The 24867-nt window shown below is 65.6% G+C and carries 29 protein-coding genes, 1 tRNA gene and 2 pseudogenes; 14 read left to right on the top strand and 18 right to left on the bottom strand.

The annotated features are described in order from the left end of the window. Nucleotides 1-34: 34 nt before the first annotated feature. A complete protein-coding gene (locus RC2_RS01550) occupies nucleotides 35-457 on the bottom strand; it encodes an SPW repeat protein (protein WP_068148263.1) in 423 nt (140 codons plus the stop codon). A gap of 134 nt (nucleotides 458-591) precedes the next feature. On the opposite strand from RC2_RS01550, the gene RC2_RS01545 reads away from it, so the two are divergent. Continuing rightward, nucleotides 592-792, top strand: a complete 201-nt coding sequence (locus RC2_RS01545) for a hypothetical protein (protein ID WP_068148268.1) — start codon at nucleotides 592-594, stop codon at nucleotides 790-792. A 37-nt stretch (nucleotides 793-829) separates the two neighbouring features. Here the strand turns inward: RC2_RS01545 and RC2_RS01540 are convergent, their stop codons facing one another. Further along, the gene (locus RC2_RS01540) at nucleotides 830-1372 is read right to left on the bottom strand and encodes a flavodoxin domain-containing protein (protein WP_068148272.1); all 543 of its coding nucleotides are present in this window, start codon (nucleotides 1370-1372) and stop codon (nucleotides 830-832) included. Between the two features lie 213 nt (nucleotides 1373-1585). Here RC2_RS01540 and RC2_RS01535 point away from each other — a divergent pair, with 213 nt between their 5' ends. From RC2_RS01535 to RC2_RS01515, 5 genes are all read left to right on the top strand, one after another. Continuing rightward, nucleotides 1586-1972: an ArsR/SmtB family transcription factor gene (locus tag RC2_RS01535; protein ID WP_371828688.1), complete on the top strand. Its 387-nt coding sequence runs from the start codon at nucleotides 1586-1588 to the stop codon at nucleotides 1970-1972. Continuing rightward, on the top strand, nucleotides 1969-3072 hold the full coding sequence (gene arsB, locus RC2_RS01530) for an ACR3 family arsenite efflux transporter (protein WP_068148276.1): 1104 nt from the start codon (nucleotides 1969-1971) through the stop codon (nucleotides 3070-3072). The genes RC2_RS01535 and arsB overlap by 4 nt, the downstream gene beginning before the upstream one ends. A gap of 64 nt (nucleotides 3073-3136) precedes the next feature. Further along, complete coding sequence (locus RC2_RS01525; RefSeq protein ID WP_068148278.1) at nucleotides 3137-3559, top strand: arsenate reductase ArsC; 423 nt, start codon at nucleotides 3137-3139, stop codon at nucleotides 3557-3559. Beyond that, nucleotides 3556-3963: an arsenate-mycothiol transferase ArsC gene (locus tag RC2_RS01520; protein ID WP_068148280.1), complete on the top strand. Its 408-nt coding sequence runs from the start codon at nucleotides 3556-3558 to the stop codon at nucleotides 3961-3963. Before RC2_RS01525 ends, RC2_RS01520 begins: the two co-directional genes overlap by 4 nt. 37 nt (nucleotides 3964-4000) lie before the next feature. Then, complete coding sequence (locus RC2_RS01515) at nucleotides 4001-5053, top strand: ArsO family NAD(P)H-dependent flavin-containing monooxygenase (RefSeq protein ID WP_068148283.1); 1053 nt, start codon at nucleotides 4001-4003, stop codon at nucleotides 5051-5053. 50 nt (nucleotides 5054-5103) lie between these two features. On the opposite strand, the gene RC2_RS01510 is transcribed toward RC2_RS01515, so the two are convergent. Next, on the bottom strand, nucleotides 5104-5559 hold the full coding sequence (locus RC2_RS01510) for an ArsI/CadI family heavy metal resistance metalloenzyme (protein ID WP_068148286.1): 456 nt from the start codon (nucleotides 5557-5559) through the stop codon (nucleotides 5104-5106). A gap of 96 nt (nucleotides 5560-5655) precedes the next feature. Between RC2_RS01510 and RC2_RS01505 the strand changes: the two genes are divergently transcribed. After that, on the top strand, nucleotides 5656-6015 hold the full coding sequence (locus RC2_RS01505) for an Rv2640c family ArsR-like transcriptional regulator (RefSeq protein ID WP_068148290.1): 360 nt from the start codon (nucleotides 5656-5658) through the stop codon (nucleotides 6013-6015). A gap of 469 nt (nucleotides 6016-6484) precedes the next feature. Then, nucleotides 6485-7126: pseudogene (locus RC2_RS01495) on the top strand (SDR family NAD(P)-dependent oxidoreductase); the annotation flags it as partial. Between the two features lie 271 nt (nucleotides 7127-7397). Here the strand turns inward: RC2_RS01495 and RC2_RS01490 are convergent. Then, nucleotides 7398-8384: an aldo/keto reductase gene (locus RC2_RS01490; protein ID WP_068148295.1), complete on the bottom strand. Its 987-nt coding sequence runs from the start codon at nucleotides 8382-8384 to the stop codon at nucleotides 7398-7400. 96 nt (nucleotides 8385-8480) lie between these two features. On the opposite strand from RC2_RS01490, the gene RC2_RS01485 reads away from it, so the two are divergent. Both RC2_RS01485 and RC2_RS18560 read left to right on the top strand, forming a co-directional pair. Further along, a complete protein-coding gene (locus RC2_RS01485; RefSeq protein ID WP_068148297.1) occupies nucleotides 8481-8888 on the top strand; it encodes a MerR family transcriptional regulator in 408 nt (135 codons plus the stop codon). A 139-nt stretch (nucleotides 8889-9027) separates the two neighbouring features. Beyond that, on the top strand, nucleotides 9028-9348 hold the full coding sequence (locus RC2_RS18560) for a hypothetical protein (protein ID WP_139277240.1): 321 nt from the start codon (nucleotides 9028-9030) through the stop codon (nucleotides 9346-9348). A gap of 167 nt (nucleotides 9349-9515) precedes the next feature. Here RC2_RS18560 and RC2_RS01475 read toward each other — a convergent pair whose 3' ends face one another. From RC2_RS01475 to RC2_RS01435, 10 genes and pseudogenes are all read right to left on the bottom strand, one after another. Then, nucleotides 9516-10193 carry a GntR family transcriptional regulator gene (locus tag RC2_RS01475; protein WP_072680964.1) on the bottom strand — a complete coding sequence of 226 codons (678 nt, stop codon included), beginning with the start codon at nucleotides 10191-10193 and terminating at the stop codon, nucleotides 9516-9518. Between the two features lie 99 nt (nucleotides 10194-10292). Beyond that, on the bottom strand, nucleotides 10293-11294 hold the full coding sequence (locus tag RC2_RS01470) for an amidohydrolase family protein (RefSeq protein WP_218017964.1): 1002 nt from the start codon (nucleotides 11292-11294) through the stop codon (nucleotides 10293-10295). Between the two features lie 47 nt (nucleotides 11295-11341). Further along, nucleotides 11342-11731 (bottom strand): RidA family protein, encoded by a 390-nt coding sequence (locus RC2_RS01465; protein ID WP_068148306.1) that lies wholly within the window; start codon nucleotides 11729-11731, stop codon nucleotides 11342-11344. A gap of 3 nt (nucleotides 11732-11734) precedes the next feature. Further along, the gene (locus RC2_RS01460; RefSeq protein ID WP_068148308.1) at nucleotides 11735-13342 is read right to left on the bottom strand and encodes a fatty acyl-CoA synthetase; all 1608 of its coding nucleotides are present in this window, start codon (nucleotides 13340-13342) and stop codon (nucleotides 11735-11737) included. Beyond that, nucleotides 13339-13833 (bottom strand): aromatic-ring hydroxylase C-terminal domain-containing protein, encoded by a 495-nt coding sequence (locus tag RC2_RS19425; protein ID WP_371829118.1) that lies wholly within the window; start codon nucleotides 13831-13833, stop codon nucleotides 13339-13341. The genes RC2_RS01460 and RC2_RS19425 overlap by 4 nt, the downstream gene beginning before the upstream one ends. Nucleotides 13834-14010: 177 nt before the next feature. After that, nucleotides 14011-15111 (bottom strand): annotated as a pseudogene (locus RC2_RS19420) (FAD-dependent oxidoreductase); the annotation flags it as partial. Nucleotides 15112-15116: 5 nt separating this feature from the next. After that, nucleotides 15117-15779, bottom strand: a complete 663-nt coding sequence (locus tag RC2_RS01450; RefSeq protein ID WP_068148314.1) for an RraA family protein — start codon at nucleotides 15777-15779, stop codon at nucleotides 15117-15119. Next, nucleotides 15776-16438, bottom strand: a complete 663-nt coding sequence (locus tag RC2_RS01445; RefSeq protein ID WP_068148317.1) for an RraA family protein — start codon at nucleotides 16436-16438, stop codon at nucleotides 15776-15778. Before RC2_RS01445 ends, RC2_RS01450 begins: the two co-directional genes overlap by 4 nt. Then, nucleotides 16435-17418: a DODA-type extradiol aromatic ring-opening family dioxygenase gene (locus RC2_RS01440; RefSeq protein WP_082895498.1), complete on the bottom strand. Its 984-nt coding sequence runs from the start codon at nucleotides 17416-17418 to the stop codon at nucleotides 16435-16437. Before RC2_RS01440 ends, RC2_RS01445 begins: the two co-directional genes overlap by 4 nt. 111 nt (nucleotides 17419-17529) lie before the next feature. Beyond that, nucleotides 17530-18171, bottom strand: coding sequence for a 4-carboxy-4-hydroxy-2-oxoadipate aldolase/oxaloacetate decarboxylase (locus RC2_RS01435; protein ID WP_068148323.1), 642 nt, complete (start codon nucleotides 18169-18171; stop codon nucleotides 17530-17532). A gap of 246 nt (nucleotides 18172-18417) precedes the next feature. Between RC2_RS01435 and RC2_RS01430 the strand changes: the two genes are divergently transcribed. From RC2_RS01430 to RC2_RS01415, 4 genes are all read left to right on the top strand, one after another. Next, nucleotides 18418-19794, top strand: a complete 1377-nt coding sequence (locus RC2_RS01430; protein ID WP_068148326.1) for an MFS transporter — start codon at nucleotides 18418-18420, stop codon at nucleotides 19792-19794. A 76-nt stretch (nucleotides 19795-19870) separates the two neighbouring features. Continuing rightward, nucleotides 19871-20596 (top strand): alpha/beta hydrolase, encoded by a 726-nt coding sequence (locus tag RC2_RS01425; protein WP_068148396.1) that lies wholly within the window; start codon nucleotides 19871-19873, stop codon nucleotides 20594-20596. A 153-nt stretch (nucleotides 20597-20749) separates the two neighbouring features. Beyond that, nucleotides 20750-21721 carry a PDR/VanB family oxidoreductase gene (locus tag RC2_RS01420; protein WP_072680960.1) on the top strand — a complete coding sequence of 324 codons (972 nt, stop codon included), beginning with the start codon at nucleotides 20750-20752 and terminating at the stop codon, nucleotides 21719-21721. Nucleotides 21722-21771: 50 nt separating this feature from the next. Further along, nucleotides 21772-21951, top strand: a complete 180-nt coding sequence (locus RC2_RS01415) for a hypothetical protein (RefSeq protein WP_068148327.1) — start codon at nucleotides 21772-21774, stop codon at nucleotides 21949-21951. 31 nt (nucleotides 21952-21982) lie between these two features. Here RC2_RS01415 and RC2_RS01410 read toward each other — a convergent pair whose 3' ends face one another. From RC2_RS01410 to RC2_RS01395, 4 genes are all read right to left on the bottom strand, one after another. Continuing rightward, nucleotides 21983-22837 carry an IS3 family transposase gene (locus RC2_RS01410; protein WP_083529648.1) on the bottom strand — a complete coding sequence of 285 codons (855 nt, stop codon included), beginning with the start codon at nucleotides 22835-22837 and terminating at the stop codon, nucleotides 21983-21985. 20 nt (nucleotides 22838-22857) lie between these two features. Continuing rightward, nucleotides 22858-23145 (bottom strand): transposase, encoded by a 288-nt coding sequence (locus tag RC2_RS01405; protein ID WP_068151775.1) that lies wholly within the window; start codon nucleotides 23143-23145, stop codon nucleotides 22858-22860. Between the two features lie 308 nt (nucleotides 23146-23453). Next, nucleotides 23454-23525, bottom strand: a tRNA-Thr gene (locus RC2_RS01400). 26 nt (nucleotides 23526-23551) lie between these two features. Beyond that, nucleotides 23552-24634, bottom strand: a complete 1083-nt coding sequence (locus RC2_RS01395) for a GGDEF domain-containing protein (RefSeq protein WP_068151772.1) — start codon at nucleotides 24632-24634, stop codon at nucleotides 23552-23554. Between the last annotated feature and the right edge of the window lie 233 nt (nucleotides 24635-24867).

Here is a 24867-nt window from a genome sequence, read left to right as displayed (position 1 = left end):
GCCTCCCTCTGCCGCCGTGGCTGCGCCGGGACGCTCAACGGCCGGTCGCCGCCAGCGCCAACGCAGCCCCTGCCACAGCTGTGACCGCCCCACCCGCGGCGTGCGACCACACGATGGACGCGTCGACGTCGGCACCGTTCACCAACCACGGGGACACGACGATCCACACGCCGAGAACGGGCGCGACGAACGCCATCGACCGGCTCCGGGCGTAGTCGGCCGCCAGAATGAACGCGATCAAGGCGACCCCGGTGCCCGCGATCAGGTCGACGACGGCGAGCGGAGCCCGGGACGAGAACCCCACGATCCACGGCGACGCTGCGACGTACAAGCCGGCCAAGATCAGAACGGCATCGGCCACACGAGTGAACGGCCGTTCTGCGACCATCTCGAAATGCTGACGAAGGGCTGCGGCAGTAGGGATCTCGTTGCTGCGCGAGCGAGTTGTCGTGGACATGGCGACTCCTTCGACGAAGAAGTGTGACGGCCCGACAGGACCGGCGGGCGGTCACCCACTGGACCAAGTGAACGCCGTGTTCGCGCGGTCCGAGAAGGGCAGTTCGTCCCGCCGTCGAGGGCAAGCGGCCCCAAATGCTCGATCTCGGGATCAGCACGACGGGGGACGGTCGCGTCACCGTCCGCGGCGCCACGCGCTCCGACGCCGAGACCGAGCAGATTCGTCGCGCACTGTCCGCCACGCCCGGCGTGGAGGACGTCGACCTCGAGTTGCACGCGGTATCGGGCGACAGCCCCGGCAACACGATGTCGCGCAACACGATGTCGGGCGGCTGAAGCCCTCCGAGCACCGATCGCAGGTCGATCACGGTGCTCACGGCGGGCTTTCGCCATGATGATCGTCGTCCCCATGGATCTGCCGAGCTATCGAGCGCGCCCAGTGCTCGATCTCGTCGAAGGGGCGCGCGTCGGCATCGGGAGCCTTGATCAGACCGGCGACCATCCGTTCCACCCTGCCCAACGACGAGTGGTCGAGTTTGCCGCCGAAGGTTCGGTGCTCGCGTGCCCACGCCGCCTGGTTCCATCGGGAGGAACGCGACGTCGCCGCATCCTTCCCGGTCCGATCGACCGGTCCACTCGAGAGCAGCCACACCGGCCGGTGCGAGCCGTCCTCGACGAGGTGGTCGGCGAACCGCCGAGCGTCGGGGAGCCATCGTCCGTAGTAGACCGCGCTGCCCGGGATGACCGCGTCGGCGTCGTCGGCAGCCTCCGGTTGCCCTGCGTCGACCACCTCGACGTCGATGCTTCCTCCGAGACGGATGGTCTCGTCGACGAGGACGCGGGCGATGCGCTCACCGATTTCGGCGGTGGCGCCGTGACGGCTGGCAGTGGCGACCACGATGCGTCTCGATGCCATGGGGCTTCGCTCCTGTCGCTCCGCAGGGATCGTCGCGATCGACGATGCTCACGACGTCATCGTCGCGCGCAGCAGTGCGGCCTCGTCAGCGACGAGGGACACCGACGGAGGCAACGAAAGACCCTCGGGTCGAGTGGCTTCGGGCCCGAGAGCGTCGATGCACTTGACCGTCGATTCACCAATCGTCAATATAGACGGGTGTCGAATCAAACCGTGGCCGTCGCAGCGACCAGCGGCGGATGCTGTTCACCGCTGACCCGCGAACCTCTGACCACCGACTGGGCCGGTGATCTCGCGCGGATGTTCAAGGCACTGGGCGACCCGGCCCGTCTGCGCCTGCTGAGCCTGGTGGCCAGCCACGAGAACGGCGAGGCCTGCGTCTGCGACATCTCCGGCTCGTTCGACCTGTCTCAGCCGACCATCTCCCACCATCTCAAGGTGCTCCGCGAGGCCGGACTGTTGGACTGCGAGCGCCGCGGCACCTGGGTCTACTACTGGGTCGTTCCCGCTGCGCTGCAACAGTTGTCGGCGGTGCTCGCCGCTGCAGATCCCACCGCTGACGACGTGGACGTCTCCGACACCGGGCTGGTGACGGCGTGAGCACCACGGCGAACACCGCCGACCACCCCGCCATCGTCGGCAAGCTGTCCACGCTCGATCGTTTCCTGCCGATCTGGATCGGCGTCGCGATGGTCCTCGGACTGCTGCTCGGTCGCTTGGTTCCGGGGATGAACGACGCGCTGTCGTCCATCTCCGTCGACGGCGTCTCGCTCCCCATCGCGATCGGCCTGCTGATCATGATGTACCCGGTGCTGGCCAAGGTCCGCTACGACCGGCTCGACACCGTCACCGGCGACAAGAAGCTCCTGCTCGGTTCCCTTGCCCTGAACTGGATCTTGGGACCGGCGTTGATGTTCGCCCTCGCCTGGCTGTTCCTTCCCGACCTGCCCGAGTACCGCACCGGCCTCATCATCGTCGGGCTCGCCCGGTGCATCGCGATGGTCATCATCTGGAACGACCTCGCCTGCGGCGACCGCGAAGCCGCAGCCGTCCTCGTGGCGATCAACTCGGTCTTCCAGGTGGTCATGTTCGCCGTCCTCGGCTGGTTCTACCTCTCGGTTCTCCCCGGCTGGCTCGGCCTCGACCAGACCACCATCGAGGCATCGCCGTGGCAGATCGCGAAGTCCGTCCTGATCTTCCTGGGCATCCCGTTGATCGCCGGATTCGCTTCGCGCCACTTCGGGGAACGCGCCAAGGGCCGCGACTGGTACGAGACCTCGTTCATCCCGAAAATCGGGCCGTGGGCACTCTACGGGCTGCTGTTCACCATCGTCGTTCTCTTCGCCCTGCAGGGCGACCGCATCACCTCCCAGCCCCTCGACGTCGTCCGTATCGCACTGCCGCTGCTGGTGTACTTCGCGGTGATGTGGGGCGGCGGATACGCACTCGGCGCAGCGATGGGCCTGGGCTACGAGCGAACCACCACCCTGGCGTTCACCGCGGCGGGCAACAACTTCGAGCTCGCCATTGCCGTCGCGATCGCCACGTACGGCGCCACGTCCGGCCAGGCCCTCGCCGGCGTCGTCGGACCGTTGATCGAAGTACCTGTCCTGGTGGGCCTGGTGTACGTCTCTCTCGCTCTCCGCAGGCGTTTCACCTCCTCGCCGACCGCGCCGGTATCCCAGAGCAAGGAATCGTGATGTCCGAGCACTGCGCACACCTGACGCACTTCCGCCGCTGAACACCCGAAAGGTGCAGTCCCCCATGTCCGACACACCCAGTGTGCTGTTCGTCTGCGTCCACAACGCAGGCCGGTCGCAGATGGCCGCCGGCTTCCTCACCCACCTCGGCGGCGGCGCCGTCGAGGTCCGCTCCGCCGGCAGCGCCCCCGCCGACACCATCAACTCCGCCGCCGTCGAAGCGATGGCCGAGATCGGCATCGACATCTCCGACCAGTCCCCCAAGATCCTCACCCCCGACGCCGTGGAGACCTCCGACGTCGTGATCACCATGGGCTGCGGCGACGCCTGCCCCGTCTTCCCCGGCGTCAGCTACCGGGACTGGACGCTGCCCGACCCCGCCGGCAAGGGCCTCGAGGCGGTGCGCCCGATCCGCGACCAGATCAAGGCCCGCGTGGAGGACCTCCTGGCCGAACTCGTTCCCGCTCGAGCGGACGCAGCACGGTGAGCACCCCGAGCGTGCTGTTCGTCTGCGTGAAGAACGGCGGCAAATCGCAGATGGCCGCCGGGCTGATGCGCAAGGCCGCCGGCGACGACGTCGAGGTGCATTCCGCCGGCACCGCCCCCGGAAACGCGGTCAATGCCCTGTCCGCCGAGACGCTGCTCGAGGTCGGGGTCGACCTGACCGGCGAGCACCCCAAGCGGGTCGATCCGGACCTGCTGGCGCGGATGGACTACGTCATCACCCTCGGCACCGAAGCAACCGTCGACCCGGTCGAGGGACCGACCTACCTGACCTGGCACACCGACGAGCCCTCGACGCGAGGGATCGAGGGCATCGAGCGGATGCGCCTGGTGCGCGACGACATCGCCGCCCGCGTCGACGAACTCGCTGCTCGCCTGCGGGACTGACGCCATCACCGCACCGCACACCGACGGCACGAACCCGATGACCACCGCCCGAACCCGGGTGGTGGTCATCGGCGGCGGTCAGGCAGGCCTCGCCGCCGGGTACTACTTACGCCGAGCAGGCCTCGAGTACATGATTCTCGACGACCAGCCGGCCGCTGGTGGGTCCTGGCGGGACCACTGGCCGTCGTTGCATCTGTTCTCCCCCGCCGCGCACTCCCGGTTGCCCGGGTGGCCGATGTCCCCGTCGTCACAGGAGTTCCCACCCGGATCGCACGTCGTGGGTTACCTGAGCGCGTACGAACAACGCTACGAGCTGCCGGTGCGGCGACCGGTCTCCGTGACCGCGGTGCGCCGCAACGGTTCCGGGTACCGGATCGACACCACAGCGGGATCCTGGTCGGCCGAGGCGGTGATCAACGCGACCGGCACCTGGTCCCGGCCGTTCTGGCCCACCTACCCCGGCATGCGATCGTTCCGGGGCCGTCAGATTCACACCACGCAGTACGACGGGCCCGGCACCGTCACCGGGCGCCGGGTCGCCGTCGTCGGGGGCGGCAACTCCGCCGCGCAGATTCTCGCCGAGATCTCCACCGTCGCCGACACACTGTGGTTCACCACCCGGCCGCCGCGGTTCCTGCCCGACGACGTCGACGGTCGTGTGCTGTTCGACGTCGCCACCCGGCGCGCCCGCGCACTCGCCGCCGGTGACGACACCGGCGGTGTGGCCGGGCTGGGCGATGTCGTCATGGTGCCGTCGGTGCGGGACGCCCGTGATCGCGGCGCCCTGCGGGCGCGCACGATGTTCGCCGCACTCACGACCGACGGTGTCGTCACCGACGGCGGCGGCGTCGAACGGATCGATGCGGTGGTGTGGTGCACCGGATTCCGGCCGGCGCTACGACATCTCCGTCCGTTGCACCTGCCCACCGCTGACGGCGGCATCGCGATGGACGGGCTGCACGCCGCCGGCGAACCCACCATGGTCTTCCTCGGCTACGGCGACTGGACCGGCCCCGCATCCGCGACACTCATCGGCGTCGGCCGCACCGCACGATATGCGGTGGAGCACCTCACCTCGACCCTGACCTGAGCGGTAACCAGTGTCGGGTGCGCGATGCACCGCGCGGACGCCGACCGGTGTCAACAGCAGGTGGTGTTCGTCGCCCCTGCGGGGGCCGCATCGGCGCGAACGCTGGGTGCGGGCGCCGGGATCGGCTGCGAACCGAAGGTGTCGGAGTCCGCGAGAACGGTGTAGATCTCCCAGCGCTCCCCACCGGGTCCCGTCACCCACACCTTGTCCTGGGTGGCGAAACAGCAGGTGGTGCCGATCTCCTCGTCGGTGAACAACCCCTCGCCGGTCAGGCGGGCAATCTCCTCGTGCACCCGGCCCGACGAGTCGACCTCGACGCCGAGATGGTTGATGGTGCCGCCCTGGCCGGGGTTCTCGATCAGCACCAGCTTCAAGGGCGGTTCGGTGATGGCGAAGTTGGCGTAGCCGGGCTTGACCTTCGCCGGCGCCACGCCGAAGAGCTTGCTGTAGAACGTGATCGCGGTGTCGATGTCGTCGACGTCGAGGGCGAGCTGAGCACGGGACATCCGAACCTCCAGGGTTGCGACATATGTCGAATAGGTGTCCGTCATAGGGTGCGCCACGTCTTCGGTATATGTCAAGGAGGTTGTAGAGTCGGGACCGTGCCCAAGACGTTGCCGATCATCGACACCACCACGCCGGTGTGCTGCGAACCCGTCTCCGCTGCGCCGATGGACGAACATGCCGCGCTCGAGGTGGCCGTACGACTGAAAGCGCTCGCGGACCCGATGCGCATCCGGTTGATGTCCTTGCTGCTCACCGACACCGCAGGGGCGATGTGCACGTGCGACCTCGCCGGCGCGCTGGAACTCGCCGAGTCGACCGTCAGCCACCACCTCGGCCAACTGCGTCGGGCGGGCATGGTGGCCTCCGAACGCCGGGGCATGAACGTCTACTACTCGGCGCGCCCCGAGGCGCTCGACGCACTTCGCGCCGTCCTGGACCCTGCGTGCTGCCGATGAGGGTGCCGCTGGAGGATCGACTCGCCGTTCGCCCGCTGGGGAGACGTGTTCGGCGAAGCCACCATCGCCTCGGCGAGATCGACCGCATCGTCCACCGGACCCTCGACGTGGACCGAGCGCCGACAGCAGCTGGAGGTGGCGCTTACCATCGTGATGTGCCCACTGTCGTCCCGTGCCCCCTGGCGTGACCTGCTGATGCGGAGAGTTTCCGGTGAGCTCGAGACGTCGGTCCTGGTCCTTCTCGGACAGCCGCGCAATTTGAGCCCGCTGTCAGGATTGAACTGACGACCTTTCGCTGACAAGGCGATCGAAACGGGTTCCCACGGACGCACCTGGACCCCCGCCACGTGCCTCGACCAGCATCAACACGCCACCCGGATTCACCCGGATCCGCCTCCGTCGGGACCGAGTTGTGACAACGACGTGACAACGAGCCGACGTGCTCCGCCACCCGTTCGAGAAGACGGCACGCCCGTACGACTCCGTTCCCGATGGCGTCACGTTGATCGCCGCCGACGTCACCAGCGACGAGGAAGTCCGCGCAGCCTTGACCCAGATCGGTGAGGCAGGCGTTCCCCTGCGAATCGTGGTCAACTGCGCCGGTGTCGGCTGGGCGGGTCGCATCCTGTCGAAGAAGGGCGTCCACGACCTCGAGCTCTTCCGCACCGTCATCACCATCAACCTGCTCGGCACCTTCAACGTCATGCGTCTGGCAGCGGACCATATGCAGTCGCTGCCCACCGTCGACGAGGCCGGCCAGCGCGGCGTCATCATCAACACCGCCTCCGTCGCGGCCTTCGAAGGACAGATCGGTCAGATCGCGTACTCGGCATCCAAGGGTGGCGTGCACGGCATGACCGTTCCCGCGGCGCGCGACCTCGCGCAGTTCGGCATCCGCGTCAACACCATCGCCCCCGGAATCGTCGACACCCGATTGCTCGCCGGCGTCACCCCGGAGTACCGCGCCGGCCTCGAGGCGGGCGTCCCGTTCCCGTCGCGCCTGGCTCAGCCCACCGAATACGCGCAGCTCGCACAGATGATCGTCGAGCACGACTACCTCAACGGCGAGACCATCCGCATGGACGGCGCGCTCCGGATGGCGCCGCGCTGACCTCCTGAGGTGTCGAAGACGCCTGGTCCCGTTCCGACCGGCTCGCACAAGTCAGCAGAGTCCGCTGGAACGGGACCCGGGTCGATACCTGCTCGTCGTCGAGTGGGACACCCTGGAGGACCACACGGTGCGCTTCCGGCAGTCGGACGACTACTCGCGGTGGCGGACACTGGCAGGCCCGTTCTTCACCGCCCCACCCGTCGTAGAACACGTGCGCAATGTCGGAATCGGATTCGAATCCTAGGTTCCGCATCCGTTCGGGGCCGAGCACTCAGCCGCGGTCGCGAGCCATCGCAGCCTCGGTGTTGCGGGTGCCTGTCGCGGCGCCGTGCGGGGACACATCGTCGATCCGTGCGAGATCCTCCGCGGTCAAGGTCACCGACAGTGCACTCACGTTCTCCTCCACGCGGTTCGGCTTCGTGGTTCCGGGAATCGGCGTCGTACCGTTGTGGACGACCCACGCCAAGGCGAGTTGGGCAGGTGTGATCCCCTTGCCGTCGGCGATTTTCCGGAGTTCCGCCACGATGCGCAGGTTCGCGTCGATGGCCTCGTCGGAGAACCGCGGCAGGTTACGCCGGGCGTCGCCCTCGGGCAGATCGCTCTGTCGCGTCACGGTGCCGCCGAGAAAGCCGCGGCCCAGTGGGGAAAACGGGACGAACCCGATTCCGAGTTCCCGTGCGGTGTCGAGGACACCGTTGTGTTCGGCGTCGCGTTCGAACAGGCTGTACTCGGACTGGATCGCCGTGATCGGGAACGTCGCGTGAGCCCGGCGCAGTGTGTCGGCGGAAGTCTCCGACACCCCGATGTAGCGGACCTTCCCGGCCTGCACGAGCTCCCCCATCGCTCCCACGGTGTCCTCCACCGGAGTGTTCGGATCCACCCGATGCAAGTAGTACAGGTCGACGTGGTCGGTGCCGAGGTGCCGCAGTGACCGTTCGATCGCGCGCCGCACATGCTCCGGGGAGCCGTTCAGTCCTTTCGGGGTGCCGTCGTCGTCGAACTCGGTCGCGAACTTCGTCGCCACCGTCACCGAGTCACGATCCGGACCCAGTGCCCGGCCCACGAGCTTCTCGTTCTCGAACGGTCCGTACGCCTCGGCGGTGTCGAACATCGTCACCCCCAACTCCAACGCCCGCCGAATGGTCTCGACAGACCTCTTGTCGTCGGCGCCGCCGTAGAACGCGCTCATACCCATACATCCGAGCCCGATACCCGACGTCGTCAGTCCCTGCGATCCCAACTGTGTTTTCCCGAGCATTGTCGTCGTCCCTTCCGAAGCAAGTCCGGCGCTGCACCGGACTTCGTCGAGGCTGTCTCCTGGTGTGCACACCATGTCAAGTGGTTGACTGATGTCATGACGCGGGCAACGACCACAGGCACAGTCGACGGTTACCTGATCGGCGACGCGGCAGCAGCCCTCGAGATCACGATCGACACAATCCGCTACTACGAGAAGGAAGGCATCACGCCGGCCCCCGCACGGGGCAGCGACGGCCGACGGCGCTACGACGACGCAGCACTGGCGTGGCTGTCCGGGGTGGTCATGCTCCGAGGCACTGGAATGACCATCCGCGAAATGCGGGACTACGCGGCGGCCTACAGGAACGGGGCGGACGAACGTGAACGTCTCGCGTTGCTCGAGCAACACCACGCCGTGGTCATGGCGCGACACGCAGAAGTCCAGCGGCACCTCGCCGCTCTGGAACACAAGATCGCGGCCTACCGAGCGCGGGTGAACAGCCACTCCGACATGGCGATCTGATCATCACTGCCGACAGACGCCGGAGGAGTACGAACAGCCGACCCTGTTCCTCCGATGCACCCTGCCCGGCGGTTACTGTGGGTCCGACCACGGTGACTGCCCGGGGGCGTCAGCCGCCGTCGTCGGACCTCGCACGCAGATGGTCCACGAACCGTTCGAACAAGGCGCCGAAGTGAACGATGTCCTGATCGGACCAACCGTCTACTGCGTCACGGACGCCGACCCGCTGCCGAGACCGGATCTGTTCGAGCGTCGCATGTCCATCTGCAGTGAGCAGGAGACGCTGCATGCGGACGTGATCGGGGTCCGGCTCCTTGTTCTCCCTCGACGAGTAGTACTCGTGAAGAATCGGCCCCCACCACTCGACGGCTGGGTCACCCACGCACCACTGGACGAATTCGTCGACACCTTCGCAGAGTTGCGAGACGGCAAGCGCATCACATCGCTCATAGACCTCTGATCCGGGCGCCCCGGGACCGTGCCGGACCTGCGCGGACGTAGAGTTTCCTGTCAGGGTTGAACCGAAGACCTCTCGCTCCCAAGGCTTCGACGACCCGATCAGCTGGATTCACCCGGACTAACGAAGGCCTGCTTCCTGAGCAGCATGTCAGGGCTCCGCCGGATCAGTCAGGTGTGGGCGCGCGTCAGGGCGTCGTTTGCTCCCCCGCGCGTGTCGTCACGGTGCTCGGCCGACACTTTCTGGAACATCGACATGTCCTTGGCGGCGAGGGCGTCGATGATCTGCGCATGCTGTTCGACAGCGTGCCGCCGTCGCTCCGAGGATCCGTAGTTGCTGACGAAATATGCATCCGACAGAGTCCAGATGCGTTCGACCTCGGTGATCACCAGGTTGTGGGGCGACAAACTCCACACTGACCGATGAAATTCGTGATTGAGGTCGATGAACCCGATGACATCGCCGTCGTCGGCCTTCGCTTCCATCTCGGCGTTGAGGCTGCGCAGGTGCTCGAGTGCGGATGCGTCCGGCCAGTGAATGCTCGAGTTGAGTTCGGTTTCGAGGAGAGTGTGCAGGGTGTGCAACTGATTGAGCTCGAACGCTGTTCGCTTCGCCACGACGAAGCCTTGGTTCGGGCGGTGCACCAGCAGACCCTGGTTGGCCAGGACGAGAAATGCCTCGCGGATGGGGACGCGGCTGACGCCGAGTCGTTGTGACAGCTCTTCCTGGCGCAGTGCCTCACCAGGGACGAGCTCTCCGAGGAGGATCAGCTTGCGTAGTTGGGCGATGATTCCGGCGGTACCCAGCCGTGTCCGCAACGCCATCCCATCCTCCTCGCCCGAGGTCATCCGTTCCACGATCCGAACCCGTCCCTACAGGACGGGCGTGACCTGCAGCCTAATCGCAGATCACGCCCCTCGTCCGACAGGAGGTCCACTCCGCGCAGTTCAGACCTTCAGCCGCGGGAAAACGCGTCGCGCGTTCTCTTCGAACACTTTTCTGCGGTCGGTCTCGTCGAGAAAGTCGAAGCCCTCGATGACCGGCTTCAAATCGTCGAATGGGCGCCCCGTTTCAGGATTCTCGGTCGAGCCGCTACCGGGACGTTCCGTTCCGAAGAGCACTCGGTCCGACCCGACAGTCTTGAGCAGCAGTTCGAGCGCGGGTGAGTAGTGCAGAACGGTGTCGAAATGGAAATGCTTCAGGTGGTCTTCGAAGCGCGGCGCATGCGGGTCGCCGCCGAGTCCGGGATGAAGATGTTCGGCCTGCCATCGACCGAGCTGATACGGCACGGAGCCACCGCCGTGCGAGATCATCACGTTCAACGTCGGAAAGCGTTCGAACACCTTTCCCCGGATCATCGACAGAATCGCGATCGACTCCTCGGTGATGAAGTGTTCGCTGTAGGTCTCACGGCCGTTGTAACACCCGGCCGAGTGCACCTGCATCGGAACCTCCAGTTCGACGAGTTGCTCGAACAGCGGATACCAGTAGGGGTCTCCGAGGGCCGGCGCTGTGCCGGTGCCTTCGTGGGGATCCGGATTCACGGTCACACCGACGAATCCGAGCTCCTCGACGGTACGGCGCAGCTCCGGGAACGCACGTTCGACCGGCTCGTCGGGTGTGATGGGCAGACCGGCCACACCGGCGAACCGTGTCGGGTGCATCTCGACGGTGCGCGCTATGACGTCGTTGTTCGCGCGGATCCACGCGTCCACCAGCCGTGCGGGCTTCATCGAATGTCCCTGGTGATACGGGCGCGGGGACAGCAGTTGCACATCGGTGCCGACGGCGTCCATGGTCTCGACGTTGCTGTGCGCACACGCGGCCAGCGAGTCGTCACTGATCTTGGGTTGCCCGATGTGATACCCACCGTCGGCCATCAGGTTCGCGCGAAAGGCGTACAAGCCGTCGGGTGCCACGATGTGGGCGTGTGAGTCGATGATCATCATGTTCCTCGTGTCTGGGGGTAGTTCGATCGTGTGGGTCACGCGGGGTGTCAGGCGTCGCCGACGTACGCGATGAGTTCGCACTGGATGAGCAGCGGGTCGGCAAGCGGGTACTCGAGTGTGTGCCGTGCCGGGCGGCTGACCTCGTCGGGGAACATCGCCACCCAGTGCGGATCGATGACCGCCCGTGCCGCCCGGTCTCGCACGAAGAACGTCAGTTTGGCGATGTCGTCCGTGGTGCCGCCCGCCTTGTCGAGGATGCGGCTGATATTGGAGAAGATCAGCGCTACCTGCGCGTCCACGGTCTCGGGTACGGCTCCGCTGTCGGGGTCGAGTCCGTTGATTCCGCTCGAGGTCAGTAACGGACCCACCAGCGAGGCCTGCGGGATGGGGGCTCTGCCGTGGTGGAGGCCCGGGATCTCGATCGATCGACGTGTCATCGGTCATCTCTCCGTGGTTGCGAGGTCGGCTGTAGTTGCGAGGTCGGCGAAGGCGGTGCGTAGGTCTCGCTTGAGAATTTTTCCGCTCGGGTTCTTCGGCAAGGTGTCGACGATCACGACGTGTTTGGGGATCTTGTATCCCGCCAATCGATTCGAGCAGTGTGACCGCACTGCCACCTCGTCGAGGTCGGTTCCCGGTTTGGCCACGACAACCGCACAGACGGCCTCCACCCATTTCGGATGGGGAATCGCGAAGACGGCGACCTCGGCGACATCCGGATGACGGTAGATCTCTTCCTCGACCTCGCGACTGGCGACGTTCTCCCCGCCGGACTTGATCATGTCCTTCTTGCGGTCGACGATGGTCAGCCTGCCGTCGGTGTCGAAGCAGCCCAGATCACCCGAGTGAAACCAGCCGCCGCGGAACGCTTCCGAGGTACGTACCGGATCACGCCAGTAGCCGAGGGTGGCTTGTGGACTGCGGTGAGCGACCTCCCCGATCTCTCCGACCGGAAGAACGGTGTTGTTCTCGTCCACGACGACGGTCTCGACGTTGAGCACCGGGCGGCCGGCGGAACCCGGATGACTCACCTGTTCATCGGGACCGAGGATCGTGGCGACCGGGGCCAATTCGGTCTGTCCGTAGAAGTTCCACAGCCGCACGTCCGGTAAGCGCTCGAGAATCTCGCGCAGCACTTCGGCGGGCATCGCGGATGCGCCGTAGTACCCCTTGCGAAGAGACGACAGGTCCGTTCGATCGAAGTTCGGAGATCGCAGCAGCGAGATCCACACCGTCGGTGGTGCGAAGAACTTGGTGACGCCATGGGTCTCGATCGCCGCCAGGATCTTATCGGGGTCGGGCGCGGGAAGGATGATGCTGGTGGCTCCGAGGTAGATGTCGGGGCCGAGGAAGCAATCGAGCTGCGCGCAGTGATACAGCGGTAGGGTGTGCAGATCGACGTCCTCGCTCGCCATTCCGCCGTCGATGATGCAGCTGGTGTATTGCGCAATCAGCGCACGGTTGGACAGCAGTGCGCCCTTGGGACGCGACTCGGTACCCGATGTGTACATGATCCGTACCGGATCATCATCTCCGACAACCACATCGGGAGCGGCGTCGCCTACCCCGAGCCAGGACTCGAATGGCTCCCAGCCGGTGTGGTCGTCGGTGGCTCCGATGACTGCCCTCGCCGCCAGAGGCCGATCGTAGACGGCGAGTGCTCGCTCGGCAGCCGGTACGAACGCCGGTTCGGTGACCATGACTGCGATCTCGCTGTTGCCGAGGATGAACGCGATCTCGTCTGCGGTGAGCATGAAATTGATCGGGACGAGGATGACACCCAGCCGCGCTGTGGCGTAGGTGAGCACGACGAACTGCCAATTGTTGCGCGAGAGAATCGCAACTCGATCGCCGCGGCGGACACCACGGGCATGGAGTGCCCCGGCGACGACATCGACCGAGGTGTCGAGTTCGCGGTAGTCGATGACGCGATCGCCGCCGACGAGTGCCGTCTTGGTCGGGACTCGCCTCGCGGTGCGGTGCAGGACGTCTGCCACCGAATGTCGACGGGCGGAGATCACGTCATCGATGACAGGGACCGAGTCGTTCATGCCAGCGCTCCTTCCGTGCGTGTGAGTGTGTGCAGCGCAGCAGCGAGGTCGGATCCCGGTTCGGACGGCAATGTCATCGCCCGCCATGCAACATGGCGGTCGGGACGAACGAGAATTGCACCGCCGGAATCCACTTCGCGTAGTCGTGTCCAACTTCCCGGCCGCTCGTCCGAGCCGTCTCCGCCGATGGCGACGACCTCGACGGGCAAGTGTCGTGCGGCCACGGCATCGGTCCAGATCTGTGCGGTCCGAGGATCGACGAGCAGGGTGAACAGCCGGCGATCTATCAGATCGAGGGTCGATCCGGCCGACGCGCTCTGGTCGATCCGTGCGTGCGGCAGATGGTGGCCTGGCCGGCTGGTCGGAATGTAGTCCCGTAACGGGTTGCTCGGGACCGGTGGGGCGCTGCCGTCGGGGACGACAGCGCCCTCCGAATAGTGAAAGCCCAGTTCGACATTGAGCTGGCCGTAATCGTCTGCGTTGGAGGCCACCGCATCGGCGACATCGGCGCGGCGCCGCTCCCCGTCGGCACCCGGTGCGAGCCACGCGTCGATGGCCGCCCAGCCCTCGTCGGTCGAGATGCCCGCACTCAATCCCAGGGCTGCTGCGACGCGTCGATGACCGCCGACGTTCTCCAGCGAATGACGGACGTTGAACAGGCCGACCGGGCGGCGCTCTACGTCGTAGGTGTCCAACAGTTCGTCGCCGGCGTGCCCGCGCAGTACCTGGTACAACTTCCAGACAAGATTGTCGACGTCTTGCACCGCGGTATTGAGTCCGAGCCCACCGGTCGGCGGATGGCGGTGAGCCGCGTTGCCCACCAGGAACACGTCGCCGACACGGTATTGCGCGGCAGTCACTCCTTCGAACTCCCAATGGCTGATCGCGTGGACATCGAAGCGCAGATCCGGGATACCCAGCATGTCCCGGACACGAGCGACGAGGGTGTCGGTGTCCTTGGCTGCGGGGTCTCCCCAGGAGAACGCCTGGTGGAATGCCCATTCGCGAGATTCTGTCCCCCACGTGTCGGGCCCCATGGCGCAGATGCTTCCTCGAAAGGAACCCGAACCACTGGGATCGACGAAGTAGTAGAGCAGTACCTGGTCGTCGACGGCCCAGGAGGACAGGTCTGCGGTGACGTGCATGCTGACCATGTCCAGAAGCTGTGTCGGCCCTTCCATAGACACGCCGAGCAGTGTCGAGCACACTCGACCACCGTCGGCGGCGATGACGTAACGAGCTCGCACCGTGTGCGTGGAACCAGAGGCCATCTCGACTATGTCGAGCTCGACATGGCCATCGCATTGCCGGAGGTCACGCACCTCGTGTCCGTAGTGGATCTTGCCCGCGCAGTGCAGGTCTGCGTGTGTCCGGAGCAGCGGGTCGAGGCGCATCTGCGGAACGTTGGCGTATCGATTGGGGCTGGCTGCTGCATACCGCTCGCGGTCCGCGCCCCCTCCCCAGGCGTCGATGTGGCCGATTTCCCTGCCTTGTCCCGGTCGGTCGCCGGCGAGCGAGGTGTACCAGCCGACACGGTGCCATCGGTCCTCGGGCGGTGACAGGGCGTACACGTCGTCCGCGACCCCCATCGCGTCGAAGATCTCCATCGTGCGCTGGTTGAGCAGGTGTGCTCGCGGGAGGTGCGACGTGGTGGCACGTCGCTCGTAGACGGTGACGTCGATTCCCAGTTGCGCGAGTTGGATCGCGGCCGTCAACCCCGCAGGGCCACCGCCCACGATCACGACATCGGCGATGTCGGCGAGAGCCATGCCGGTCAGCCTTTCCGTCGGGTCTGCAGAGTGTGGTAACCGTGCGCGCGGCGCGCGTCGGTCAGCGACTGTCCTGATCGGACGGCGCGTCGAATGACGTCTTCGGTGTCGCGAATTCCGGACGCGAGGTCGATGACCTCGCCGACCCGGCCGAGCGGGATGGAGACGACCCCGTCGGCGTCGCCGACGAGCCAGTCCCCTTGTTCGACCCGTACCCCGCCGACGGACACCGGCACGTTGTAGCCGTCCACCCGTACGCGGTCCTTGCCGGTTCGCATCCACCGCGAACGGCTGAACACCGGGTAGTTCAGCTCCACTGCGCAATCGGAGTCACGGCACACTCCGTCGATGACGGTCCCGGACACACCGCGATGAGATGCGGTCGCGGTGAGGAGATCCCCCCACACTGTCGTGTCGAGGCGCCCCGCGTTGTCCAGGACGACAACGGTGCCGGGGTCGAGGTCGTCGATGTAGTCACCGACTGTTCCGCCGTCGTCCCCCACCGGGACATAGCGAACGGTGAAGGCCCGACCGACGAGACGAACCGTGCGATCGAGGGGGAGCAGCCCCGCGCACTGTCCGGCGAGGCCGAGTTTGTCCAGTGCGTCGCTGAGGTGACTCGTGTCGAGCGAGGACAGGTCTTCGGTGATCTGCGCATGGTCGGTCATCGGCTTGCCTCTCGATCGAGCATGGTTTCGTAGTCGGCGCTCATGACAGTCGCCATCGATTCGCCCTCTCGGACACGGGCGAGCATGAGGGCCTCCTTGGCGGCGATCCTCTCGGCAATGGCGAGTACCTCGTCGATACGATCGCGCGGAACGAAGACCACTCCGCTGCCGTCGGCAAGTACGTAGTCGCCCGGTTCGACTCGGACGCCGGCGATCTCGACCGGCACATCCCACGCTCGTTCGACGATGCGTGTGCGTGCGGTGACGGGTACCGACGTCGCCGCATACACGGTCAGTCCGAACTGGCGGGCCTCATCGAGGTCCCGTACCGCACCGTCGACGATCACGCCTTCGCTACCGCGAGCGACGGCTCCGGCGGACAGCACGCCGCCCCAACCCGCGACGTGTGAGCGTCCGTGATGCGCGACCACGATGATCGTGTCCGGTCCGGAGGCATCGACTGCGGCGGTGCACAGATGCCTCGGCGCGGCGACGGCAACCTCTGCTTCGACGAGATCGACAGTCACGGCGCGTCCCGCGATCCGACGCTCACCGGACACCGCATGCAGACCCAGTGCCGCACCCGGTAGTCGTAACGCGTCGAGCGCGTCCGAGACCGCACAGGTGTCGAGCGCGGCAAGCCGTCCGCACTCGCTCATGTCCAGAGCCCGAACGCGAGACCGATACCGGTGCCGGCGGGACTACGCCATGCCGGGATGTATTCGCTCCAGCGGTGGTCGAGGTCTTGTGCTGCGCCGGCAGCGGCGATCCAGTTGCGAACTTCGGACGTACCGGAGTTCAGCTGCTCGACAGGCAGAGCGCGCAGAGTAGCTTCGTCGTGGTCGATCATGGCGTCGAGGATGCGACGGTCGAGCTCGTCGTCGACCACGAAGTGGCTCAACCCGCCCGAGGCGACGACGGCGACTCGAAGGTCACCGGGCAGAGAGTCGACCGCACCGGCCAGAGCACGGCCGAGGTCGTAGCACCGGCCGGGGGTCGGCTGATTGGGCGGGAAGTATGTGTTGATCAGTACCGGCACCATCGGAATGGTGACGTTCTTCAGCATCTTGCCCACCACCCACGCGAAGGCGTGGCCGAAGCCACCTTCGGTCTCGGTTTCCGAGCTCGACGCAATGTCGAAATCGCGGGAGATCAACTCCTCGATGATGTGGAGCGCGGCCGTCGGATGTGCGGGGTAAATCTCGCCGTCCATGCCGAGGTTGCGCTGCACCTGGCTCAGCAGAGGGTTTCCCATCTCGATCGGCTTGTGCGTCTCGATCTTCTCGCCGTGATACACCGCGATCGCAGGCTGGTTGCGGGCCGTGAACAGTTCCTCCTGATCATCGCCGATGACGATGAGCAGGTCGGGCTCGAGCGCGATCAGATCCTTGCGAAGGCGGTCCACACAGGCCGATGCTGCGTCGTACTTCGCGTTCCAGGTCTCGAGGGACAGTTCGTCGTCGTATCGGCCGTCAGCCGCGGTGACGAGTTCCTCGAAGGTGCGAACAGCTCCCCGTCGGTCGTACAGGTCGTACTCGCCTGCCGCGTCGTTCTCGGCACGCAGATTCCACATGCGCTCTGGCTCCATGCCGAGCATCGGGCTGTGAGAAGTGCCGACGACGGCCACGATTCGACTCATCGTGCATCGACCTCGTTCCTGACTGTTGTAGCGTGAAACATGTACATGGAAAACCTCTTTCGTGAGTGAGACACGGCGTCGGTGCACCCGACCACCGGCGGGGAGGAGATGTCAGCGGGGCAAGGAGTACAGGTCGAGGGTGGAGGCGCCGGATCGAATCTGGGCGATGATCGCGGCCTCCTTCTCCTCACGCTCCCGCGAGGCTTTCTGCACCTCGGGCCACTGATCTCGGGGGATGACCACGACACCGTCGACATCACCGACGATGACGTCGCCGCGCGCAATTCGGTGGGCGCCCAGTCGAATCGGGCCACCCAGCCTGCCCGGTGCATCAGGATCCTTGATGGTGCCGTTGATGCAGATCGACGAGGAGAAGACGGGAAAGCCGACGTGCGCGAGAGCGCCCACGTCTCGGACACCTCCATCGAGAACCAGTCCGCCCAAGCCGCGGGCGCGCGCGGCTTCGCTGAGGATCTCACCCCAGTAGCCGTACTCCGCGCCGGCGGTCGTCTGAACCACCAGCACGTCTCCCGGGGACGCTTCGGCGACAGCGCGGTGCAGCCACAGGTTGTCCCCCACCGGACACAGCACCGGGTAGGCGGGACCGTAGATCTCCGCACCGTCATAGGCGGGCCGAATCCGGGCCGGAAGCGCGCCGATCCGGCCGGCCGCCTCGTGCGCCGTGGCAGCGGAGAAGCGTTCGGTCGGGATCGCGCCGGTGGCTGGTGCGCGTTCGGCAGCTGTCGCAACCATCGATGTGTCTCACTTTCATGGGCGCCGATCACCGACGATCGACCGTGTGATGTGGACCATACTCTGCATTCAATCTTGAATGCAATAGCTTTGAGCTGCAGTTTTCCAGCCGATGGGTGCACATTAACGCGCTATTGCATTCAATCTTGCATGTGATGTACGTTGCTCGCAGCCGACAAGTGTGAGTCACATCACGCATCGAGTAGTGGCTGCAAACGCCGACACAGATCCTCGGAAGGACTGCCCGTGAGCACCCTCGGACCAGATCGATCACCCTCGTACGTCCGCCGCGTCGCACTGTCCAGCTACCTCGGGACGACGATCGAGTACTACGACTTTCTCCTCTACGGCACCGCAGCTGCCCTCGTGTTCAATCGAGTCTTCTTCTCGAACCTGAGCCCGGTCGTCGGCACTCTCGTCGCTCTGGCGACATTGGCCGCCGGCTACGCGGCCCGGTTCGTCGGCGCCATTGTCTTCGGGCACTTCGGAGACCGCTTCGGCCGAAAGAACGTGATGGTGGCGACCATGGTCACCATGGGAATCACCAGTGGTGCGATCGGCCTGCTACCGACCTACGACCGCATAGGCGCGGCGGCACCGCTGCTGCTCGTCATGTTGCGCCTGGTGCAGGGCTTCGCGGTCGGCGGCGAGTACGGCGGCGCGGTCCTGATGGTGTCCGAGCATGCGAGCACTGAAAAGCGAGGCCTTGCAAGCAGTTCTGCCGCAATGGGAGCCCCTACCGGATCGGTCCTCGCCACCGGAGCCATGCTGTGGGTTGCCTCGCTGCCCGAGGATCAGATGCTCAGCTGGGGCTGGCGGGTACCCTTCTTGTGCAGCTTCGGCCTGCTCGCTCTGGGCATGTACTTCAGGGCTCGCATCTCCGAGAGCCCGGTCTTCGAGGACAACCGCTCGGCCACGAAGGCTCCCGCACAGGGAACCCCGATCCTGGCCTTGACCCGTTCCGAGCCGGCCACGCTGCTGAAGTCGATCCTGTTTCAGATCGGACCCTATTGCGGGATGGGCGTTTTCGCGATCTTCTTTCTCTCGTACACGCCGACGATCGGGCACTCACGCTCCGCTGCTCTGACCGCAGTACTCCTGGGCACCCTGTCGAGCATCGTCATGACGCCGGTCTATGCCGCGCTCTCCGACAAGATAGGACGTCGCCCGGTCATCATCGCCGGGATCACTGCAACCGCAGTCCTGGCCTTCCCCATCTTCCACCTCGTCAACACGGGTAGCACCGCGACGATGGTCATCACCGTGTCGCTCTATATCGGATTCGTGATGACGTCGGTCAACGGGGTCGCACCGGTGATGCTCACCGAATTGTTCCCGACCGAGGTTCGGTACACCGCAGTATCCACCAGTTACCAACTCGCGCAGACCATCGGTTCCGGATTCTCCCCCCTCATCGCCACAACGCTGCTCGCAGCCGCGGGCGGCGGCACGAACACCTGGCCGATAGCGTTGTTCCTGGTGGTGATCTCGGTAGCGAGTGCATGGGCCGCCCTGTCGTTGCCCGAGCGCTCCGGCCGTGACCTCGACGCTGTCCGGGCGCCGCGCCCGGCCGCGACATCGAACAGAACAGTCGCGACGGCCGTCGATCACTCACGCGGTTGACCATCGCAGCTGTCGCGACGTGATGTCGCAAGCCTTGCACCGCAACCATCCCCTCGCCCCTAGGAAACGGACTGTCATGACGCACGATCAGAAGAATCCGACCGTAGTTCTCGTTCACGGCGCGTGGCACGGCGCGTGGGTGTGGGACGACCTCCGAGCCGAGATGACCGACCACACTGTCGACGCTGTCGAACTCCCCTCGTCCGGACACGACCCTGCGAAACTCGGGTCGTTCGAAGACGACGTCGACGCCATTCGCTCGATGGTCCGATCGATCACCGAACCGGTGGTCGTGGTCGCCCACTCGTACGGAGGACTACCGACAACCCAGGCGTTGTGCGGCTTGGACAACGTCATCGGGGTGGTCTACATCGCTGCATGGGTGCTGGACGTAGGCCAGTCCGTGGCAGACCTCGCCGGGGAGCACGGGCTTCCGGATTGGTGGGATGTCCACCCCAGCGAGGGGTACATGGATGCACTCCACCCGGAGGAGGTCTTCTACCACGACCTCCCCCCGGAGCGGGCTGCAGAACACAGTGGGCGACTGACCCACCAGAGTCTCGATTCGGCCGCACACCCCCTACGGGATGCCATCTGGAAGTCAGTCCCCACGAGTTACATTCTCTGCGAACAGGACCGTGCGCTGCCCCCCTCGATTCAACAGTCGATGAGTGAGCACACCACCAAGACGACCAGATTCGACGCCGGACACAATCCGTTCCTCTCGCGCCCCGCTGCGGTGGCCGCACAGATCCGACAGGACATCGCTGTATTCCTGACACAGTCTGTCCTCGCGCCCTGACGGCAGTGCCGGTCCACCGAAACGGGCAGCACGGCGTCGCTGCCGGCCGGACGTCACACGAAAGGCGACGCCTGTTGCCGAATCTCTCATCGCACGATCCAGGTCTTTCGACTTGATCGCTCCACATGTCTTCGAACACCAGGGGATTCCGACATGGACCTGAAACTCCAGAGCAACGTGACCGCGCAGTCGCCCTATGTCGTGAGCGAAAAAACAACGGTCGCACGGAATGTCGTCGCCCTGACGCTCCGCCACGCTTCCGGACAACGACTGCCGGACTGGACGCCTGGCTCGCATATCGACCTGATATTGCCGAACGGAATGACCCGTCAGTATTCGTTGTGCGGAGATCGGTGGGACCCTTACAGCTATCGCGTGGCAGTTCTGCGAGATAGCGAGGGACGCGGCGGATCCGCTCTGATCCACGACCACGTGAAAGTGGGAGACCATATCGGCATCGGAGGACCGCGGAACAACTTTCCGATGGTGCCCTCACAGAAATATGCGTTCATCGCCGGAGGCATCGGCATCACGCCACTTCTGCCGATGATCCGGCAAGCGCAGGTACTCGGCGCGGAGTGGCGACTGCTCTACGGTGGGCGCACTCGCCGAGCGATGGCGTACCTGGACGACATCTCTCATATGGGTGGCGATGTCACGATCGTCCCGGAGGATCGCGGTGGCCTGCTCCCTCTGGCCGAGTGGATATCGGAGAAAGCCGGTTTCGACACGAAGTTGTACGCATGTGGGCCGGGCCGACTCCTCGATGCGGTGGAAGCACTCTGCACCGGCAGGCCGCTCGGTACGCTCCGCACCGAGCGCTTCGTCCCGAGAGAACGCAGCGCCCCGGTCCGCAATGCGCCCTTCGACGTCGAACTCGCCCGTTCAGGCCGAACCGTGACGGTCCGGCCCGGTAGCAGCATCCTCGACGCCGTCCGCGCGTGCGGGGTGAACGTTCTCTCCTCGTGTCGCGAAGGAACCTGTGGTACGTGCCAGGTGACTGTCCTCGCGGGACGTCCCGACCACCGAGACTCGATTCTCGATGACGACGAACACCGTTCGCAGACTTCGATGTTCGTGTGCGTCTCCAGTTCCTGTTCCGACAAGCTCGTGCTGGACCTCTGAGACAACAGCAGAAAGGACGTGACCGTATGTCTACATCCTCCCGAGCGCCGGTGAGCGACGCAGACCCGTACGACCTCGAGATCCTGGCCGATCCGTCCACATTCCATCGCCATCTGCGAGAGACCGGCCCGGTCGTCTATCTCGAGCGCTACGGTGTCTATGCAATGGGTCGATTCGACCACGTGAGTGCAGCACTCACGGACTGGCAGTCGTACCAATCGGGAGCTTGACCCGGTTTCCCGGACAGTTCGGGTTGGGTGTTCAGGCCACTTGTGAGGTGACCCGTCGATGGTAGGCGTGTTCGTAATCCACTGGCGAGGAGTAGCCGATCCCGGAGTGCCGGCGGTGCGGGTTGTACCAGGCTTCGATCCATTCGAAGATTGCGGAGGCGAGCTGATCTCGGGTGTCCCATGATCGGGTGTCGAGCAGCTCGCGTTGCATCGTCGACCAGAACGATTCCATCATCGTGTTGTCGACGCTCGAGGCGACCCGCCCCATCGACCCGAGCAGTCCTGCCGTGCGCAGTCGTTGACCGAAAACCCAGCTGGTGTACTGAGATCCGCGGTCCGAGTGCATGATCGTCCCGGTATCGGGGTGGCGGCGCCACAGCGCCATCTGCAGTGCATCCACGACGAGGTCGGTACGCATGTGATCGGCGATCGACCATCCCACGATGCGCCGGGAGAATGTGTCGAGGACCCCGCAGCAGTACACCTTGCCCGTGCCGGTGGGGTGTTCTGTGATGTCGGTGCACCAGATCTGATCGGGCCGCTCGGCGACGAACCGGCGGGCGACGAGATCGTCGTGCACCGCTGGTGCGGGTCGGTGGCGACGCTTGTGGCGGGCACCGATACCGGCAACGCCGAGTAGCCGCATCACCCGTGCGACACGTTTGCGTCCGACCGAGATGCCACCGCCGAGGCGGAGTTCGGCGTGGACCCGCGGCGCGCCGTAGCACCCGCGTGAGCCTTGGTGGATATCACGGATGCTGTTGGCCAACAGTGCGTCCGACGTATCGCGTACGGACGGTGGTCGATGTCGCCAGTCGTAGAATCCGGATCTCGACACCTCGAGGGTCCGGCAGGTCACCGCGACGGGGAAGCCGTCCGCAGCCAATTCGTGGACCAGCCGGAAACCTATTTCGGGAGGATGTTCTCCCGCGCGAAATAGGCGCTTGCGCGTTTGAGGATCTCGACCTCGGTCTCGAGGCGCTTCTTGTCTCGGCGCAACTGTGCCAGCTCGGCGCGTTCGCTCGTGGACAGACCGTCGACGCGGCCGGCATCGACGTCATCGAGTTTCATCCACCTGCGCAGACACGACTCACTGATGCCGAGGTCGGACGCGATGCGCATGACACTCGCCCCCGGCTGACGTGTCAGGTCGACCGCCCGGCGGCGGAACTCCTCGGGATGGGCAGCGGGCATAGCTCGGACTCCTCTCCTGCAGCAGCAACGCTACAGATCAGGTGTCCGGGAAACCGGGTCAAGCTCCGTCGTGGACTCTTCGGTGTCGAGGTCCACCCACCACCACCGACGTCCACCCGAGTCCATCGAACGAGTTACGAATGAGTTGTGACAACTCGTGACATCGAGCCGCATTTCGGCAGTTCTCGCAGGTGACCGGACGCACCTGGACCGTGGCGGACCTGCACGGACGTACCGGGGGAAGTCGTGAAACGAGAGGTGAGATCAGGCTCTTTCGGAGCATTCGTGCTGGTCAGAGGCATATCGAGAGCCTCCTGTCAGGATTGAACTGACGACCTTTCGCTTACAAGGCGAGTGCTCTACCACTGAGCTAAGGAGGCGCGCCCGACCGAGCCGGGCGCGCTCATCATAACGGCCCGTCCGCCTCACTCGCCGCGGCCACCACGACACTGTTGCCGCCGTCGCGCTTGGCGCGGTACATGGCGATGTCGGCGCGGTCGAGCAGTCGGCCGAGCATCCGGGGACAGAGGCCTTCCCACTCGGTGACATCCTCGACGGCGACACCGACGGAGGCCGTGACCGGTGCTCGGTCGTCCGGTCGGTGGATTCCGGTGAGCAGCGACCGGGCGAAGGCTCGGGCGTCGTCGCCCGGCACCACGACGGCGAATTCCTCGCCGCCCAGACGGGCGGAGACGGATCCGGGCGGGCTCAGCTGGTCGATTCGGGCTGCGGTGGCACGCAGGACCTCGTCGCCGACAGCGTGACCGAAGCGGTCGTTGACGGATTTGAACGCGTCGAGGTCCAGACAGAGGACGGACAGGTGAGCCGGGCGGTGGTCTCGCATCAGGGCCTCGACGGCGGTGTGCAGTCCGCGGCGGTTCCGCAGACCGGTCAGTTGATCGAACAGCGCGCGGGAGGCGTCGTTCCGCAGGGCGGTGAGGAAGACGTGGTTGAGGGTCGACGCGGTGAACAACAGACCCAGCACCAGAACGAAGGTCGCCACCACCTCCTGCACAGGGGCGACATCGGCGGTGAGCACCCGCACGAACACGACGATGGCGACCACGAGCGACCAGGCCTCCTGCGCGACGAACACCCGTGCGTCGTGCATGGCGGTGACGTAGTTCCCGACGGTCACCATGAGCGCGACGGCATAGAGACTGATGGTGCTGGGCGGTGTCGACAGAATGCCGGCGGGGATCGCGATACCGGCGTAGACGATGAACGCGAGCGAGGCGCGGCGGCTGGGAAAGCGTCCGCGCGCCCACCAACACCCTGCCCCGACGGCGCTGGCCGCGGCGACGAGGAGCTGCGTCGTCGCTTCGTCGGCCACGGGGGAGAACACCAGGACGATCGCCATGATCGCGATCAGGAAGCATCCGGACGCCGTGACGTACGGCGCCCGACGCAACAGCGGGTGGGCGCGATGGTAATCCCGAATCCACTCGTAGTCGGGCGTCGCCGACCACCAGTCCCTCAGTGCGCTCACACCGCCACCAGTCCCCCTCGCGGGCGCCCGACGGGCGCGCTGTTGCACCCGCACCACAGTCTCTTGTCCCGGATTCAAGCATAGGCAACAACGGCGCGAGCCGTTTCGGTACCAAGTCCGAATTCCGCGCCGGAAACCGTCGCCGAGTCCGTCCGGCGGGGTCGGCGAGGACGGCGGCGCGACGACGCCCCGGGCCAGGGAACACACAGGCCGGGCCGGTACCTTCTCCTAGC

It is taken from the genome of Rhodococcoides corynebacterioides NBRC 14404 (assembly GCF_001894765.1).
GTDB lineage: Bacteria > Actinomycetota > Actinomycetes > Mycobacteriales > Mycobacteriaceae > Rhodococcoides > Rhodococcoides corynebacterioides.
This window is presented reverse-complemented; position numbering and strand designations above follow the sequence as displayed.

What these genes read in the sequence shown, in the direction of transcription:
- RC2_RS01420 (WP_072680960.1), top strand. Translation starts at nt 20,750, where the DNA reads ATGGACCTGAAACTCCAGAGCAACGTGACCGCGCAGTCGCCCTATGTC.
- RC2_RS01445 (WP_068148317.1), bottom strand. Translation starts at nt 16,438, where the DNA reads ATGAGCGAGTGCGGACGGCTTGCCGCGCTCGACACCTGTGCGGTCTCG.
- RC2_RS01525 (WP_068148278.1), top strand. Translation starts at nt 3,137, where the DNA reads ATGTCCGACACACCCAGTGTGCTGTTCGTCTGCGTCCACAACGCAGGC.
- RC2_RS01475 (WP_072680964.1), bottom strand. Translation starts at nt 10,193, where the DNA reads ATGACCTCGGGCGAGGAGGATGGGATGGCGTTGCGGACACGGCTGGGT.
- RC2_RS01510 (WP_068148286.1), bottom strand. Translation starts at nt 5,559, where the DNA reads ATGTCCCGTGCTCAGCTCGCCCTCGACGTCGACGACATCGACACCGCG.
- RC2_RS18560 (WP_139277240.1), top strand. Translation starts at nt 9,028, where the DNA reads ATGGTCCACGAACCGTTCGAACAAGGCGCCGAAGTGAACGATGTCCTG.
- RC2_RS01450 (WP_068148314.1), bottom strand. Translation starts at nt 15,779, where the DNA reads ATGACCGACCATGCGCAGATCACCGAAGACCTGTCCTCGCTCGACACG.
- RC2_RS01515 (WP_068148283.1), top strand. Translation starts at nt 4,001, where the DNA reads ATGACCACCGCCCGAACCCGGGTGGTGGTCATCGGCGGCGGTCAGGCA.
- RC2_RS01440 (WP_082895498.1), bottom strand. Translation starts at nt 17,418, where the DNA reads ATGAGTCGAATCGTGGCCGTCGTCGGCACTTCTCACAGCCCGATGCTC.
- RC2_RS01470 (WP_218017964.1), bottom strand. Translation starts at nt 11,294, where the DNA reads ATGATGATCATCGACTCACACGCCCACATCGTGGCACCCGACGGCTTG.
- RC2_RS01485 (WP_068148297.1), top strand. Translation starts at nt 8,481, where the DNA reads ATGACGCGGGCAACGACCACAGGCACAGTCGACGGTTACCTGATCGGC.
- RC2_RS01435 (WP_068148323.1), bottom strand. Translation starts at nt 18,171, where the DNA reads ATGGTTGCGACAGCTGCCGAACGCGCACCAGCCACCGGCGCGATCCCG.
- RC2_RS01540 (WP_068148272.1), bottom strand. Translation starts at nt 1,372, where the DNA reads ATGGCATCGAGACGCATCGTGGTCGCCACTGCCAGCCGTCACGGCGCC.
- RC2_RS01425 (WP_068148396.1), top strand. Translation starts at nt 19,871, where the DNA reads ATGACGCACGATCAGAAGAATCCGACCGTAGTTCTCGTTCACGGCGCG.
- RC2_RS01545 (WP_068148268.1), top strand. Translation starts at nt 592, where the DNA reads ATGCTCGATCTCGGGATCAGCACGACGGGGGACGGTCGCGTCACCGTC.
- RC2_RS01490 (WP_068148295.1), bottom strand. Translation starts at nt 8,384, where the DNA reads ATGCTCGGGAAAACACAGTTGGGATCGCAGGGACTGACGACGTCGGGT.
- RC2_RS01465 (WP_068148306.1), bottom strand. Translation starts at nt 11,731, where the DNA reads ATGACACGTCGATCGATCGAGATCCCGGGCCTCCACCACGGCAGAGCC.
- RC2_RS01550 (WP_068148263.1), bottom strand. Translation starts at nt 457, where the DNA reads ATGTCCACGACAACTCGCTCGCGCAGCAACGAGATCCCTACTGCCGCA.
- RC2_RS01460 (WP_068148308.1), bottom strand. Translation starts at nt 13,342, where the DNA reads ATGAACGACTCGGTCCCTGTCATCGATGACGTGATCTCCGCCCGTCGA.
- RC2_RS01405 (WP_068151775.1), bottom strand. Translation starts at nt 23,145, where the DNA reads ATGCCCGCTGCCCATCCCGAGGAGTTCCGCCGCCGGGCGGTCGACCTG.